Below are 15,175 nucleotides of genomic sequence, written 5' to 3'. Positions count from 1 at the left end.
CGTCGACGACTCCTGGTGTCAGAAAAACACGCTGAGATTCTTGGCAAGAATCAGGTTCTGGTCGAGCAGGATGATGCGGTCGGCGATCTGGAAGCTGTCTCCGGCCACCCGCAACACATCGCGGCGCTCGCCGGCCCACAGATCCACCTCGGCCTCGAGGCGGTTACGGTAGACAAAGAAGTTCGACCGGATGTCGTACTCCCCCTCGACCTCGGCCCGCTGTACCCGGACGTTGGTCACGAGATGTCGGGACCGCGACGGCGGATCCTCGGCCCAGTGCATGCCCGTCTCGAGCTGCTGAATCCGCATGTCGAGTGACGTCTTGTCGTCATCGAAGTGCGCCACCTCGAGACCGTTCATGTCGTCGGCCTCATCGGTCTTACGCTGTCGGCGCAGACGATTTCGGCGGATCGGCATCCGATAATGTGCGTCGTCGGAGAAGAGTTCGAACCACGTCCGCCACTGCCAGTCGTCCAGCAGTTCGGCCTCGGCGAAGAGGAACTGCTCGATCGCGAACTGCTCTTCCATCGTGACCGGCGCCATGCCCATCGACCGGAACATCGGGGCGCTGCGCCCGCGACTGAGTTGTTCACCCGTTGTCAGCATTGATGGCTCCCTTCATGGCCGCGATCGCCCGGGCCCCGGCGGGGGCCTTCATCGAAATGGCTTCGTGCTCGGTACGTTCGGGCTCTGTCGCGGGCGCGACCGGCCACTCCTCCGACGTCATGAACTCGAGCCAGCGACGGTAGAAGCCGCGCTGCGGACCTTCGCCGAAGTAGTTGCGCAACACACGCCCCGGGTACACCGGGTCGTTGTCGGTCTCGTGCCCGTGACCCATCTGGTAGTTCCACGCCATCTTGCGGGTCTGGACACCGCGCTCGAGCATCTGCCCGATCAGGTCCCAGTTCTCACCGTCGTCGGTCTCCACCACGCCGGCGGCGCCTTCGGTGAAGGCCGCCGAGGTGCGCTGCGCCCGCTTGACCGAGTCCGGGGCGTCCTTGTCGACCACGGTCCAGGACCAGATCTCGAACTCGTTGGGTCCTTTGGGGTGCCACATACGCAGGTTCGCCGAACCGGGCAGCCCCGACAAGTTGGGGAATACCGTGAAGTTGCCGACCGTGTTGGCGCGCGCATCACCGAGCCGCTCCAACCGGTCCGAGACCTGGGATTCGTTGTAACGGCCCAGCGGATCGTCGGCGAAGCGGGTCATCCGGTCGAAGACCATCGAATAGCCGTGGCCCTGACGAGATGCGAACTCGATGCCCTTGATGTCTTTCAGGAATCCGGGGTCGAAGGTACCCAACGACGAGGCGTGGGTGATCACGGCATGGTAGCCGTCGCCGCCGAACTGCTCGGCGCCCATCTTCCAGTTGCCGTGGATCGTCCATTTGATGACGCCGGGCAGGATCTCGATCCCACCGGGCGTGCGGTCGACCCAGCTGTCGATGTAGTAGCACATGTCGCCGAGGAAGTCCTCGAGCGGCGGTGCCGTCGCATCGAACGTTGCGAACCACAAGCCCTTGTACTGCGCGACCTGGGCCACTTCGACCAAGCCCCAACGCTTCTGGTCCAGCTCGTTGAAGTACGCAGTGTCGAGGTTCGGCACGTTGATGAGCTCGCCGGACGTGTTATACGTCCAGCCGTGATAGGTGCACATGAAGTTCTTTGCGTTGCCGTCCTCGGCCCGGCAGATCTTCATTCCGCGATGGCGGCAGGCGTTCAGGAAGACCCGAACACTGTTGTCCTTCTGCCGGATCGCGAGGACGGGGTCGCCGCCCATGTATGTGTTGAAGAAGTCGCCCGGCTTCGCGATCATCGAGTCGTGGGCGATGAAGATCCACGCCCGCCCGAAGACCTGCTCGAGTTCTTTGCGGTAGATCTCGTCGTCGATGAAGATCTCCGGGCTGATCAGCCCGTCTTCCCAGTTGACCAGCTCGGTCAACCGGTCGTTGATGTCCTGTGTCATGCGAGTGCTCCGTTCAGTGGATCAGTGGTCGAGGAACGCGTTGACTATCGCCGCGAACTCGGCGGGCTGCTGTTCTTCCATGTGGTGGGCGCCGCCGCCCATGACGTGCAGAGATGAGCCGGCAACCAGATGCTTCAGTGCCAGTGCGTATTCGGGCACCGCGAACGCGTCGCTGTCTCCCCAGAGGAACAGCGTGGGCGCCTGGACCAGTGGGAGGTGGTCCGACAGGTCCTGCGGGATGCCGCGGCCGCCACCCGGACTCCAGTCTGGGCCGAGTGCGATCAGATCGTCCTGCCGGCTCAGTTCCCACCGCAGATCGAACGTCCACTGCGGGATATCGTCGCCACCGTGCCATTCGAGATCGGCCATGATGTCGAACAACTTCTCGTGCGTCGGGCCCTCATCGGCGTAATACCGGGTCCAGGCGGTCTTGCCCGCGACACCCAGCTCCGGGGTGAGCGGCACCGCGCCCGGTACGGGTTCGCTACCTGTGATGACGAGCTTGCCGACCAGATCGGGGCGCTCGGCGGCCAGCGCCAACGCGGTGGCGCCACCGATGGAATTGCAGACGAAGTCGGCCTTCTCGATCCCGATCGCGTCCAGCGCCTTGGCGATCACCTGCGCGTGGTAGCTCCAGCGGGGAGCGGTGAACGGCTCCTTGCTCGAGCGGCCGTACTGCAGCATGTCCATGAGGATCAGGCGACGGCTGTCGGCGAAGATGCCTGCGACAGTGCCGAAGTCGGTCCAGCTCGAACAGCCGGGACCGCCGCCGTGGAGGAAGACGGTCGGTGTACCGCTACCGATGTCGATGTAGTGGATGGTGTGGCCGCCGGCTTCGATCTGTTTGCCGTCGGGCTCGGCGAGTTGTATGTCACGCATGCGCTGTGCCTTTCTCGTCTCTCGGGTATGAGGTGGGGTTACTTGACCAACGGGAGGTCGTCGAGCGAGCAGGTCTTGTCCTCGGGTGCTACGTAGTCGGCCATGGTTGTCGAGTCGACGATGTTGCTCTTGACGACGTAAGTTTCGGCGGCATTGCCGTCGATGCTGTCGCGGGTGGCGGCCACGATGGTCCAACCGGTGCAGACCGGATCGGTGTCGACGGTCGCGGTGATCGTGCCGTTCTGGACAGCCTTGATAGCCGACGAGTCACCGTTGCTGCCCGTCACGACGATGCCGGTCGGATTGGTCGTCGAGTAGGCCTTCTTGCCCGCCGCGTCGAGGACCGATGCGATGCCCAGTGCAGTGGCGTCGTTGTACGCCCAGAATCCGTCGATGTTCGGATTGGCGGAGAGCATGTCCTGGGCCAGGGTGGAGGCACCGGAGCTGGTGTCCGCGGTGTTGTCCTGCTGGGCGATGATATTGAGGCCCAGACCCTTCGCAGCGTTACTGAAGCATTCGGTCATCGACACGATCGAGGGTGCCGGCGGTCCGGACATGATGGCGATGTTGCCGCCGGGCTTGGCGGTGGCGAAGAGCTGTGCGACCTGTGCGACGACGCCGCCGTCCTCACACGTCGTTGCCTCGGTCCACACGATGGACTTGACGCCGGTACCACCGGAGTTCACACCGACCACGGGGATGTCGGCCGACGCGGCACGCGAGTAGGCGCCGGCGATGGCACCTTCGTCGAGGGCCCACGCGGCGATGGCGGTGGCCGGTCGGTCGACCATGGTCTGGATGTTCGAGACCTGGGTGTCGGCCGAGAGGTTCGCGTCGTAGCTCTGCTCGTTCCAGCCGATCGACTTGGCGGCTTCGTTGACGGCGTCGGCGGTGAACTTGCCACCCTCCTGCGCCATCGTGGGCGACGAAAAGCCGAGGAACGTGTCCGAGCTCGATCCGCTGTCACCGCAGGCGGTGGTGGCCGCGGCGATGACGCCGACGGCGGCGATTGCCATCGCGATCTGTGATCCCTTGTAACGCATGATGTCTTGATTTCCTTTCGAGGGCGGGCTGTGGAGAGTGGCGCTGGGGTTCAGCTGCGGAACTTGTCGATGACACAGCGCTGTGTCGCGGCAACAAAGATGGTGTCGTCCTGTACGCGGACGGGGTAGGTGCCGACCGGATCGGCGGCCGGAGCGGTCAATGCCTCTCCCGTGCGGACCGAGAAGGTGGCGTAGTGCAGTTCGCATTCGATCTTGTCGCCGTCGAGATACCCATCCGACAGGGAATATTCGGCGTGCGAGCAGGTGTCGTCGATGGCGAAGTACTCACCGTCGATGTTGAACAGGGCGATCGGCGGGCAGGTGCCGACCTTGACGCCTTCACCGGGGACCAGTTCGTCGGTGGCGCAGACCATCACCCAGGTGTCGGTGGAGATGTCAGACACCGGCGGCCTCTTTCGGTCCGGCGGCGGCTGCCGCGGAGGACTTTCTGCGCAGCCGGCTACGCATCGCCGACGACCGCGCAACACCCAGGCCCACCGCGAGGATGAGCAAGGCGCCGTTGACGGCCTGGCGCCAGAAGCTCGAGATGTCCGCGATGGTCATGGCGTTCTGGACCACTCCGAGGAACAGGACACCGACGACGGTCCCCCAGATGCCACCCTTACCGCCGCTGAATGAGGTGCCACCGATCAGAACTGCGGCGAGAACACCGTTCAACAGTGCGGGGTCGATCTGCGGTGACGCACCGGTGAGGCGTCCGACCTGGATGATCGAGGCGACACCAGCGGCCAGCCCGGCCAGGGTGTAGACGATCGCGGTCGTGTTGCGAACGTTGATGCCGTTCAGTCGGGCTGCCTCGACGTTGCTGCCGATGGCGAACACGGACCGTCCGAACCTGGTGTAGCCCAGCACGCCGATGGCCAGCAGCACGAGCAGGATGTCGAAGATCAAGATGATCGGGATCTCGCCGATCTTGCCGGTGGCGAAGGTGTTGATCGACGAGAACGCCGGAATGTCGAAGACGTTGACGGTGGCGCCGTCGTTGGAGAGGAGGGCGACGCTGGCGGCGATCGACGCCATACCGAGCGTGACGACGAGGAAGGAGATCCCGGCACGGGATATCAAGATCCCGTTAATGATTCCCATCAGCGCACCCACGGCCATAGCACCGAGGATGCAGATGAGGGCGGGCACTCCGCCCTGGAGCATGAGGCCGAAGATCATTCCGGCTGCCGCCGTCATCGAGATGATCGACAGGTCGATGCCACCGGCGATCACGACGAACGTCGAACCGATGGCGAGCACCAGGGCAACGCTGTTGGCGCCGACGATGTTCATCATGTTCGACCAGGTCATGAAACTCGGCTGACTGATCGCCGCGATGATCATGAGCACCACCAGTGCGACGACGACGCCGCCACTGTCACCAAAGCGTGGGCGCGGTAGTTTCCGGGCGGCCGAGGCCGGTTCGGGCAACGGTGTCGGGGGCCTGTCGAGGGTTGCGGTCATGGGGAACTCCTGGAATGTCGTTCGGGCTGTTGTAGAAAGAGATTCGTGCTCGGCTTCAGGCCGTGGCCAGCACCTCGGTGGTGGCCGTGTGTCCGGTGACCATGGCATGGTTGATGGTTTCTTCGTTGACGTCGGCGCCGGTGAATTCGGCGACCACCCGGCCGCCGTACATCGTGATGACGCGGTCGCACATCCCGCACAGTTCATTGAGTTCGGACGAGATGAAGAGCACTGCGGCGCCGCGGGCGGCCTGCTCGCGAAGCAACGTGTAGATCGCGCTTTTGGCGCCCACGTCGATGCCGCGGGTGGGTTCGCTCATCACGTAGACCGGCAGGTTCAGTTCGAACAACCTGCCGATAGTCACCTTCTGCTGGTTACCCCCGGAGAGCTGGGAGATCGGGAGCTGGGTGGACGCTGTGCGGATGTCGTAGCGCGCCACCGTATCGACGACCCGTCGCCGCTCGAAGCCGATACGCCGCAGGCCGTAACGGAACATGTCGTTCTTCCAGGCCAGGGCGAGGTTCTCGGCGACTGATCGGCCCAGCATCAGTGCCATCGCCTTGCGGTCTTCGGGGACGAATCCCAGTCCGCCCTTGAGAATCCGGTCGGGACGGCCGAGCGGTACCGATGTGCCCGCCACCTTGACGGTGCCCTCTGCGTCGACGGCACCTGCCAGAGCGTGTCCGAGGATCTCCTTGCCCGATCCGGAAAGACCGGCGACACCGACGATTTCGCCCTTGCCGATCGTCAGGTCTACGGTCTCGAGGCCGTTGCCGGGCGCGCGCAGACCGGACACTTCGAGGACGGCGTTCGTGAGGTCGGGGGTGTCCGTGCGACCGCCGTAGTAATCGCCGAGCTCGCGGCCCACCATCAGGCGTACCAGTTCGGCCTCGTTGGTCTGCGCGATCGGTCGGGTGGCCACGATGTGCCCGTCTCGCAGGACGGCGGCGGTGTCGGCGGCTTGAAAGATCTCGTTCATGCGGTGGGTGATCATCACCACGGCGGTGCCCATCGCCCGCCGGACCTCGACCAGATCGAGCAGTCGGGCGGCGGCCTTCTCTGACAGCGAACTCGTTGCTTCGTCGAGGATCAACACGTCGGGGTCGGTGGCCAGCGCACGGGCGATCTCCACCTGCTGCTGCGTCTCGAGCGAGAGGTCACCGACCCGCGCCTGGGGGTCGATCGACATCCCGTACGCCTCGAGGACCTCGCTCGCCGACGCGCGGACCTTGCGCCACGACACCATCGTCCCGAGGACCCGCGGCAGCCTCCCCATGTAGATGTTCTCGGCGACCGTCAGATCTGTTGCCAGGGTGAGTTCTTGGCTGATCAGTGCGATGCCATGAGATCTGGCGATCTTGGCGTTGGGAATGGTGAGTTCCCGGCCGTGCACCATGATCGTGCCCGTATCGGGGGCGAGGATGCCTCCCATGATCTTCGCGATGGTCGACTTACCCGAACCATTTTCACCGGTGAGGGCCGTCACCGTTCCCGAATGGAAACGAACATCGACATTCTGCAGCGCGATCGCTGCGCCGAAACTCTTTGCAATTCCGTGCATCTGCAGAGCGGGAACAAGTGCGCCCTGGTCATCTCCGGTGGTCATAGCGCTGAAGTCAACCAGTGCCGGACCTGCGACAACATACCCCTGCAGTGGCAAATATCGATATACCTCATTCGAGGCAGGGCACCGATAATAGGGTCTTAGTTGTGCGGCTATTTGCCGTGAGATTACGAGTTTGTTTCCCGCGTTACGTCGCCGGAACTATTATCACTCAGGAGCTCACAAGTGCGGCATGAGCCATCTGAGCGAGCAACGCAGACTGACGAGCGGCGTCGAGTTCGGGCAGTCGGGGTGATGAGTTGATCAGTCCGAACACTGCTTGAACCCGGGTCTGGGCCTCTTCGCGCGGCATCGGATCGGCCAGACGCACGAGCACGTCGGTCCACAACTCGACGTACTTGCGCTGCAACCGACGGACCTCGCGCCTGGCTTCGGGTGTGAGCGACGACATGTCCCGATCCTGGACCGTGATCAGTTCGGGCTCGGTCGTGGCGAAGCGCACGTGGAACTCGATCAGTCCTGCCAGCGCGGTCTCGTCGTCGTCCGACAGCCTCAGCACATCCTGCCCGCCACCGAACAGACGTTGGGAGATGTCGACGAGCATCTCTTCGAGAACTGCGTCCTTACCCGAGAAATGCCGGTACATGGCCGGTCCGCTGATGCCGACCGCGGCGCCGATGTCCTCCAGCCGGACGCCCGCGAATCCACGTTCGGCCATCAACCTCGCGGCGGCCGCCAGCAACTCCCGTCGCCGAGCAGCCTTCGCCTGGCCACGACGGGTCACCGGCGAGGCAGCAGTTGGTTCTTGGGTGGTCATGAGGTTGGCACCCGGAACTTGCTGAGCGTGAGAGCGATTGCGCTCCAGTCCAGATGCTCGATCGCAATGGCGTTCATGAGCGCCTCGGCAGCGTCCACGTCGAAATCGGCGCTCAAATCGATCCCGTTCAGGCCGAGCAAGAGCCAGGCCGCAGCCCACGCAGTTCGCTTGTTTCCGTCGACCAGTGGGCGATTCAGGCACAGCGAGTGCATCAACGCGGCCGCCTTGTCAACATCCGCCGGATAGGCATCGATCCCGAAAACACTGGTCTGTGGACGCGCTATTGCGGCGGCCAGCAGACCCTCATCGCCCACAACGACGGTGAAGCCGCAGGCTACCGACCCGACGGTGAGAACTTCATCCCGCGTGGGGAAGAGTGTCATGCCAGGCGCCGATTCAACTCCGCCGATTTCTGGGCAATACTCTTGGCCAATTCCGCAACTCGTGCTTTACGCGCACTCGCCGCTTCTACAGCTGCGGCATGCACAAACGGTTTGAGCGCGACTCCCTCGCGAGCGGCGGCCACCCGTAGCGCTTCCATTTCCTGATCAGTGAAGCTGATGTTGAGAGACGCCATCGGTGACCTCCTGGACTCGCCGGCACCGCTCATGGTACCAAGATCGGCACCGTGACGCTCGCGAGTTATCGATGCAGCGCCCGCTTGGCCAACCAGTTGCCCAGCAACTGACCGAGCTGCACCAGGACGATCAGCATGGCGATGACGACGACCGTCAGTTTCCAGTTGAATTGCTGGTAGCCGTACTGCTGGGCGAAATCGCCGAGTCCGCCGCCGCCGACGTACCCCGCCATCGCGGACATGTCGACGATCGCCACGAAGACGAAGGCGTAACCCAGGATCAGCGGCGGCAGTCCTTCCGGGATCACCACGGTCAGCAGGGTGCGGGTGCGGCTGGTGCCCATGGCCCGGGCGGCTTCGACCACTCCGGGGTCCACGGCGATCAGGTTCTGCTCCACCACCCGACCGATCACGAACACCGCCATGACCGTCACCGGGAAAATCGCTGCCTCGGTGCCGATCCGGGTGCCCATCACCTCCTTCGTCAACGGCGCCATGGCCGTGATGAAGATGATGAACGGGATGGGCCGCACGATGTTCACGGCGATGTTCAGCGTGTGATAAACCGCCGCGTTCGCGAGCAGGTTGCCCGGCCTGGTGGCGTACAGCAGGCCACCGAGACCGAGACCGATCACGCCGCCGATCACAAGCGTGAAGCCGACCAGCTGGAAGGTCTGGATCACCGCCTCCCACAGGATCGGGCGCAGCTCCGGGGTGATGATGTCTCCGAGGAACATGCTCACACCTCCCCTGTAACAGTGTGTCCGGCCAGTTGGTGTTCGGTCACGGTCGTCACGGTGCGCAGCCGCTCGATGACGCGGTCGACGTCGGCGGCGGTTCCCTGCACCGCGAAGGTCAGGGACCCGATAGGCCGCCTCGCCAATTCGGTGATACCACCGAAAATCACCGAGGCGTCGACGCCCGGCACGGCGAAGTACGCCGTCACATCTCCCGCAGCAGCGTCGAATTCGCGAATCGCCACAGTCAGTAGCCGCCCTCGGTGGCGACTGCGAAGGCGTTCGAGGACGGCGTCGGTCGGCACGTCGCCGATCGCCGAACGGACCAGGCGCCTGGTGATCGGCGACGATGGCGAGGAGAAGACGTCGTACACCGCCCCGTGCTCGGCCAGGGTGCCGGAATCGAGCACCGCCACGTGGTCGCAGATTTCACGCACCACATCCATCTCGTGCGTGATCACCACGATGGTCGTACCGAATTCACGGTTCACCCGGCGGAGCAATCCGAGGATCTCCGTGGTGGTGTCCGGGTCGAGCGCGCTGGTCGCCTCGTCGGCGAGCAGGATCTTCGGGTTGGTCGCCAGCGCGCGGGCGATACCCACCCGCTGCTTCTGTCCGCCGGACAGTTGCTGCGGGTACTGCTTCGACTTGTCCCCAATCCCAACGAATTCGAGCAATTTGGCCACTCGTTGCGCCCGCTCGGTCCGCGGGACACCCGCGACCTTCAGCGGGTATTCGACATTGCCGGCAACGGTGCGCGAGCCGAACAGGTTGAACTGCTGGAAAATCATGCCGATCTCACCGCGAACCCGTCGCAGCTGCCGCTCCCCAGCCCGGCTGATGTCCTCTCCGTCGATGAGCACCTGCCCCTCGTCGACGGTCTCGAGGCCATTGATCAGCCGGACCAATGTGCTCTTACCTGCACCCGAGTACCCGATGACACCGGCAATGGTGCCGGCTCCCACCTCGAGCGTGACGTTGTCGACCGCGATGAGTTCCTTGCCTTTTCGGCTACGAAACTTCTTGGTGACCCCGCGCAGGGCTATCGCCGGCGCGTCGACCAGTGTCTTCTCAGGCACCGCTGGTGTCGACCTGAGCTTCGAGTTCCTTGGTCAGCTCCTGGAGTTCGGTCGGCGGGTTCGTCTTGAAGACCCCGCTGTCTCCGAGATCCTTCTTGGCAGCGGCCTCGACCTCAGGATCGTGATAGATCTCGGTGAGCTTGAGATAGTCGGCGTTGTTCTTGTCTTTGTCCTGTGCCACAAATGCGTTGATGTATGGCTTCGCGATGTCGCTGTTGGGGTCGTCCTGGGCGATCACCTTGTCGGCACCGAGGTTGGCCGAGGTCGCGTAGTTGTTGTTGACGATCGCGGCATCGACCGAGTCGAGGCTCTGCGCGGTCTGGCCCGCGTCGACCGCGGTGACCTTGACCTTCGACGCGCCTTCGTCGATGTCGGCGAGGGTCGAGAACGCGTTGCCGCCGTTCTTCAGCGAGATGAGGCCGGCCTGCTGCAGGACCAGGAGTCCACGGGCCTGATTGGTCGGGTCGTTCGGGATCACGACGCTTCCACCCTGCGGGATCTCGTCGACCGAGGCGTGCTTGGTCGAGTAGAGAGGCAGTGGGTAGACGGCCGTGGCGCCGATGGGTACCAGGTTCTGATTGTTCTTGGCGTTGTAGGTCGCGAGGTAGAGCAAGTGCTGGAACTCATTGAGCTGCAACTCGCCCTCGGCAAGGGCCGGGTTCGGCTGGTTGTAGTCGGTGAAGTTCACGAGTTCGACGTCGATGCCCTCGCCAGAGGCCTTCTCCTTGAACACGTTCCAGTAGCTCTCGCTGGCGTCGGCGACGCCGATCTTGACGGTGTCCGAATCGTCACTGCCACAGGCCGCCACCCCCAGTGCGAACAGCGGCACCACCAGCAGGAGGGCAAGTCTCTTCAGTCGCATGACACCCGTCACCTTTCGTTTCACGGGCCGGATCGACTCCGGCGCCTGGAAACTGTAACGACTACCTCCAGCGATCCCTGACCCGCGCAGTTGCTCCCCATCGCTACCAAAGACGTTGACCTGGAGCAATATCGGCGTGTCGAATTAGAATCCCGCAGATTCTAGGGAATGTCCCTGGCGCGCCTTTGTCAGGCGCCGACCGGGCCCTCCCGACCGCTCACCGTGCCCTACCGACCACTCACCGTGCCCTACCGACCGCTCACCGTGCCGTAACGACCACTCACCGTGCTTTACCGGCGATGCAGCGGCCAGAAGCGTTGAGTGCCAGTGCAACACCCAATCGGACAGGCACGATCGACGATCGGATGGGCACGGTCGGCGGCGTTATCGGCACGGTCGGCGTCCAGAAGAGCACGGTCGGCGGCGTTATCGGCACGGTCGACGAGAGCTACCAGGCGTAGATGACGCTGCTACGCAGCACGATGTCCTGCACCGATCGCCGTCGGCGGTCGACGGCGACCCAAGCGAGCCCGATCGGGAAAAATGCGTAGAAGAGCGCGCGGACCAGGCAGCGCGAGGGCCCGATCCGTTTGCCGTTGCGGCTCACCACTTCCAGACCCATGGCAACCGAACCCACGGTGCGTCCCGAGACCGCCCAACAGCCGGCGAGATAGAGGATCGCGGTGGTGTAACCCACCACACCCGTGAAGAGGATGCCCGGACTCGGCGGAGAGAACGAGCCCGAGTTGAACAGCAGCGACAGGAGCAGCAGGCCCAGGTACATCGCTCCGAGGATCACGGCGACGGCGGCCACGTCGACCGCAGCTGCGACGCCGCGGCTGACGATTCCCGCGGACCGGCTTTCGAGATCGTCGCTGCTGGTGTGCGGCGGCTGTGGGGCCAGTTCACTCATGGGTGTCCAACGGGGTGTGTCCACGATCGCGGCGGTGCACGTCGACCACGACCTCGGTGACCGACGTTGCGGTGTTCGGCGCGGCGGCGGCCGCCGGGACGGTCCCGTTCAGACCGGGCCTGCCGCGGGGCGGTGGGACCGACCGGCCGAGCAGCCGTCCGAACACCCCGGCAACCACATCGTCCGCGCGGGCCCCCTGCGTGCGAACGTCGTCGAGCACGCCCGTCGTCAGGGTGGTGGTCGACTCTCGGACGATCGCCTGGAGGTCCACACCGTCGATGATCTCGTTGGCCAGACCGATCAGGTCGACACGACCGATCACCGCCTCGATGTCGATCTTCGCGGCGATCGCGTCGAGGTCCACACCGCTGACGGCCCGGTTCAGGTCCACGGTCTCGATGACGGCGTCCAGGTCTACCCGGTTCAGGATGGCGTCGATGTCGATCCGTGCGGCGATGGTGTCCAGATCGATCACGGTGGCGATCTCATTGATGTCCACGTGGCGTTTGACGAGTTCGGTGAGATCGACTTCGACGACGAGGGCTTCGATCACCTCCCGGATGATGACCTTGAGAGCAGCGCGGGTCAGTTCCAGGGCGCCGGCGAGGGCCTGCTCCCCCAACGCGATCGCTTCTGCCGTCGTCCGTGTCAGAACCGGGCCGACGACCGGGATACGGGAGGCAAATGAGTACGCCGATCCGGCTCGTCGAGCCAGGCCGGACCCCAATGTTCCGCCGGTGACCATGCGCGTGCGGTTCCTTCACTCGCCTACCAGTAAGACTCAGAACATTACTCGCCAAACCCTGAACTACACCGGACATGGCAAAGGGCGCCGGTTCGAGTGAACCGACGCCCTTCGACGAGCGAACGTGTGGCGGGAAGCCTTACAGGTTCTTGTAGATCTCGCGCGCGAGATCGGCGGTCTCGGACGGCGTCTTGCCGACCTTCACGCCTGCGGCCTCGAGTGCGTCCTTCTTGGCCTGAGCGGTGCCCGAGCTGCCCGAGACGATGGCGCCGGCGTGGCCCATGGTCTTGCCCTCGGGAGCGGTGAAGCCGGCGACGTAGCCGACGACCGGCTTGGTGACGTTGGCCTTGATGTAGTCGGCCGCGCGCTCTTCTGCGTCACCGCCGATTTCACCGATCATCACGATGACCTTGGTGTCGGGGTCCTGCTCGAACGCCTCGATGGCGTCGATGTGGGTGGTTCCGATGACCGGGTCGCCGCCGATGCCGATGGCGGTCGAGAAGCCGATGTCACGAAGCTCGTACATCATCTGGTAGGTCAGGGTGCCCGACTTTGAGACCAGGCCGATGCCGCCGGTGCCGGCGATGTTGGCCGGGGTGATGCCGACGAGCGACTCACCGGGGGTGATGATGCCGGGGCAGTTCGGCCCGATGATCCGGGTCTTCTTGCCCTTGGACTCGTTGTAGGCCCACGCGTATGCGCTGTCCTGCACCGGGATGCCCTCGGTGATGACGACGAGCAGACCGATCTCGGCGTCGATGGCCTCGATGATCGCGTCCTTGGCGAACTTCGGCGGCACGAAAGCGATCGACACGTCTGCGCCGGTCTCCTTGATGGCCTCGGCGACGGTACCGAACACGGGCAGCTCGACGCCGCCGTCATGGCTGACGGTGGTGCCGGCCTTGCGGGCGTTGACACCGCCGACGACCTGAGTGCCTGCCTTGAGCATCAGTGCGGTGTGCTTGGTGCCTTCACCGCCGGTGATGCCCTGAACGATGACCTTGGAATCTTTGTTCAGAAAAATCGACATTGATCTGTTGCTCCTACTTGCTCGCCAGTTCGGCGGCCTTGTCGGCGCCACTGTCCATGGTCTCGGCGAGCGTCACCAGAGGATGATTCGCGTCGGCGAGGATCTTGCGGCCTTCTTCGACCTTGTTGCCGTCGAGGCGAACAACGAGGGGCTTGTTGGCGTCGTCGCCGAGCTTCTTCAGTGCGCCGACGATGCCGTTGGCGACCGCGTCACACGCGGTGATGCCACCGAAGACGTTCACGAACACGCTCTTGACCTGCTCGTCGCCGAGGATGACGTCGAGACCCGCGGCCATGACCTCGGCCGAGGCACCGCCACCGATGTCGAGGAAGTTGGCAGGCTTGACGCCCTTGTGCTTCTCGCCTGCGTACGCGACGACGTCGAGTGTCGACATGACGAGCCCGGCACCGTTACCGATGATGCCGACCTGACCGTCGAGCTTGACGTAGTTGAGGTCGTTCTCTTTCGCCTTGAGCTCGAGGGGATCGGTTGCGTCCTTGTCCTCGAACTCGGCGTGGCCCGGCTGGCGGAAATCAGCGTTGGCGTCGAGGGTGACCTTGCCGTCGAGGGCGAGGATCTCATCGGTCGGCGTGCGCACGAGGGGGTTGACCTCGACGAGGAGTGCGTCTTCGTTGATGAAGACCTCCCACAATTTCTGAATGGTGTTGGCCGCGGCGTCGAGGACCTCGGCGGGCAGCTTGCCTGCTTCGGCGATCTCACGCGCGAAGGCGAGGTCGACACCCTTGACGGCGTCCACGGGGATCCTGGCGAGCGCGTCGGGATTCTCCTCGGCGGTGACCTCGATCTCGACGCCACCCTCCACCGAGCACATGGCCAGGTAAGTGCGGTTGGTGCGGTCGAGCAGGAAGGAGATGTAGTACTCCTCGGCGATGTCACTCGCCTCTGCGACCAGCAGTTTCTTGACGACATGGCCCTTGATGTCGAGGCCGAGGATCGACTCGGCGTTCGCGACGGCCTCGTCGACGTTCTTGGAGTATTTGACGCCGCCGGCCTTGCCGCGGCCACCGACCTTCACCTGCGCCTTGACCATCACGGGCTTGCCGATTTCTTCGGCGATCTGCCGTGCGCCATCGACGGTGTCGGTGACACGGCCGGCCGAGGTCGGCACCTCATGCTTGGCGAAGAGCTCCTTCGCCTGGTATTCGAAGAGATCCATTCAGCTCACCATCTCGTAGATTTGCCCGCAGTTGGTGTTGCGGGCCGAAGTGACTGTAACGCCGCGAGAAACAGCGCTTATCACTGCTCCCGCAGCTTGTGCTACAGATCACTGACACGGACCCACTCACCGGTAGCTCACGCTCCGAGGGTCATGCCCGGTGAGGTGACCTGGGAACCAGCAACGGACAAAGCGTACGCAACCGAGTGATCCACCTCACAACGAGCACCCCAATTACCGCGTCCGGTTGCGCCCGTCGCAATCATTTCGTTACCGTCGCTGAGTCAGTAAGGTCACGGATCCATCACACCGGATT

General features: G+C 64.0%; 18 protein-coding genes. 1 reads left to right on the top strand and 17 read right to left on the bottom strand.

Features of this window, described 5'->3' with window-relative positions:
• Window positions 1-18: 18 nt before the first annotated feature.
• The 13 genes from BH683_RS24760 to BH683_RS24700 form a co-directional block, all read right to left on the bottom strand.
• Complete coding sequence (locus tag BH683_RS24760; RefSeq protein WP_084839003.1) at window positions 19-606, bottom strand: 3-phenylpropionate/cinnamic acid dioxygenase subunit beta; 588 nt, start codon at window positions 604-606, stop codon at window positions 19-21.
• Window positions 590-1,966, bottom strand: coding sequence for an aromatic ring-hydroxylating dioxygenase subunit alpha (locus BH683_RS24755; RefSeq protein WP_084838931.1), 1,377 nt, complete (start codon window positions 1,964-1,966; stop codon window positions 590-592). Before BH683_RS24755 ends, BH683_RS24760 begins: the two co-directional genes overlap by 17 nt.
• 21 nt (window positions 1,967-1,987) lie before the next feature.
• Window positions 1,988-2,845, bottom strand: a complete 858-nt coding sequence (locus BH683_RS24750; protein WP_084838930.1) for an alpha/beta hydrolase — start codon at window positions 2,843-2,845, stop codon at window positions 1,988-1,990.
• A 38-nt stretch (window positions 2,846-2,883) separates the two neighbouring features.
• Window positions 2,884-3,888 carry a sugar ABC transporter substrate-binding protein gene (locus BH683_RS24745; protein ID WP_084838929.1) on the bottom strand — a complete coding sequence of 335 codons (1,005 nt, stop codon included), beginning with the start codon at window positions 3,886-3,888 and terminating at the stop codon, window positions 2,884-2,886.
• Window positions 3,889-3,938: 50 nt separating this feature from the next.
• Window positions 3,939-4,292: a bifunctional 3-phenylpropionate/cinnamic acid dioxygenase ferredoxin subunit gene (locus BH683_RS24740; protein ID WP_246833581.1), complete on the bottom strand. Its 354-nt coding sequence runs from the start codon at window positions 4,290-4,292 to the stop codon at window positions 3,939-3,941.
• A complete protein-coding gene (locus BH683_RS24735; protein ID WP_084838928.1) occupies window positions 4,285-5,358 on the bottom strand; it encodes an ABC transporter permease in 1,074 nt (357 codons plus the stop codon). The genes BH683_RS24740 and BH683_RS24735 overlap by 8 nt, the downstream gene beginning before the upstream one ends.
• 55 nt (window positions 5,359-5,413) lie before the next feature.
• The gene (locus BH683_RS24730) at window positions 5,414-6,964 is read right to left on the bottom strand and encodes a sugar ABC transporter ATP-binding protein (RefSeq protein ID WP_084838927.1); all 1,551 of its coding nucleotides are present in this window, start codon (window positions 6,962-6,964) and stop codon (window positions 5,414-5,416) included.
• 169 nt (window positions 6,965-7,133) lie between these two features.
• Window positions 7,134-7,739 (bottom strand): TetR/AcrR family transcriptional regulator, encoded by a 606-nt coding sequence (locus BH683_RS24725; RefSeq protein WP_084838926.1) that lies wholly within the window; start codon window positions 7,737-7,739, stop codon window positions 7,134-7,136.
• Window positions 7,736-8,122 carry a Fic family protein gene (locus tag BH683_RS24720; RefSeq protein WP_084838925.1) on the bottom strand — a complete coding sequence of 129 codons (387 nt, stop codon included), beginning with the start codon at window positions 8,120-8,122 and terminating at the stop codon, window positions 7,736-7,738. The genes BH683_RS24725 and BH683_RS24720 overlap by 4 nt, the downstream gene beginning before the upstream one ends.
• Window positions 8,119-8,316 (bottom strand): antitoxin Phd, encoded by a 198-nt coding sequence (locus BH683_RS24715; RefSeq protein ID WP_084839001.1) that lies wholly within the window; start codon window positions 8,314-8,316, stop codon window positions 8,119-8,121. The genes BH683_RS24720 and BH683_RS24715 overlap by 4 nt, the downstream gene beginning before the upstream one ends.
• Before the next feature lie 65 nt (window positions 8,317-8,381).
• A complete protein-coding gene (locus tag BH683_RS24710; protein WP_084839000.1) occupies window positions 8,382-9,053 on the bottom strand; it encodes a methionine ABC transporter permease in 672 nt (223 codons plus the stop codon).
• Between the two features lie 2 nt (window positions 9,054-9,055).
• Complete coding sequence (locus BH683_RS24705; RefSeq protein WP_246833580.1) at window positions 9,056-10,132, bottom strand: methionine ABC transporter ATP-binding protein; 1,077 nt, start codon at window positions 10,130-10,132, stop codon at window positions 9,056-9,058.
• A complete protein-coding gene (locus BH683_RS24700) occupies window positions 10,125-10,994 on the bottom strand; it encodes a MetQ/NlpA family ABC transporter substrate-binding protein (protein ID WP_084838998.1) in 870 nt (289 codons plus the stop codon). The genes BH683_RS24705 and BH683_RS24700 overlap by 8 nt, the downstream gene beginning before the upstream one ends.
• A gap of 299 nt (window positions 10,995-11,293) precedes the next feature.
• Between BH683_RS24700 and BH683_RS28775 the strand changes: the two genes are divergently transcribed.
• Window positions 11,294-11,455 (top strand): hypothetical protein, encoded by a 162-nt coding sequence (locus BH683_RS28775; protein ID WP_168187115.1) that lies wholly within the window; start codon window positions 11,294-11,296, stop codon window positions 11,453-11,455.
• Here BH683_RS28775 and BH683_RS24695 read toward each other — a convergent pair.
• From BH683_RS24695 to sucC, 4 genes are all read right to left on the bottom strand, one after another.
• Window positions 11,443-11,907: an RDD family protein gene (locus BH683_RS24695; RefSeq protein WP_084838924.1), complete on the bottom strand. Its 465-nt coding sequence runs from the start codon at window positions 11,905-11,907 to the stop codon at window positions 11,443-11,445. The genes BH683_RS28775 and BH683_RS24695 overlap by 13 nt on opposite strands.
• A complete protein-coding gene (locus BH683_RS24690; RefSeq protein ID WP_084838923.1) occupies window positions 11,900-12,652 on the bottom strand; it encodes a hypothetical protein in 753 nt (250 codons plus the stop codon). Before BH683_RS24690 ends, BH683_RS24695 begins: the two co-directional genes overlap by 8 nt.
• A 139-nt stretch (window positions 12,653-12,791) precedes the next feature.
• On the bottom strand, window positions 12,792-13,682 hold the full coding sequence (sucD, locus tag BH683_RS24685; protein WP_084838922.1) for a succinate--CoA ligase subunit alpha: 891 nt from the start codon (window positions 13,680-13,682) through the stop codon (window positions 12,792-12,794).
• Window positions 13,683-13,695: 13 nt separating this feature from the next.
• The gene (sucC, locus tag BH683_RS24680) at window positions 13,696-14,859 is read right to left on the bottom strand and encodes an ADP-forming succinate--CoA ligase subunit beta (RefSeq protein WP_084838921.1); all 1,164 of its coding nucleotides are present in this window, start codon (window positions 14,857-14,859) and stop codon (window positions 13,696-13,698) included.
• Window positions 14,860-15,175 lie beyond the last annotated feature (316 nt).

Origin of the sequence: Williamsia sp. 1138 (genome assembly GCF_002095435.2) — a bacterium.
In the GTDB taxonomy this organism is placed as follows: Bacteria; Actinomycetota; Actinomycetes; order Mycobacteriales; family Mycobacteriaceae; genus Williamsia.
This window is presented reverse-complemented; position numbering and strand designations above follow the sequence as displayed.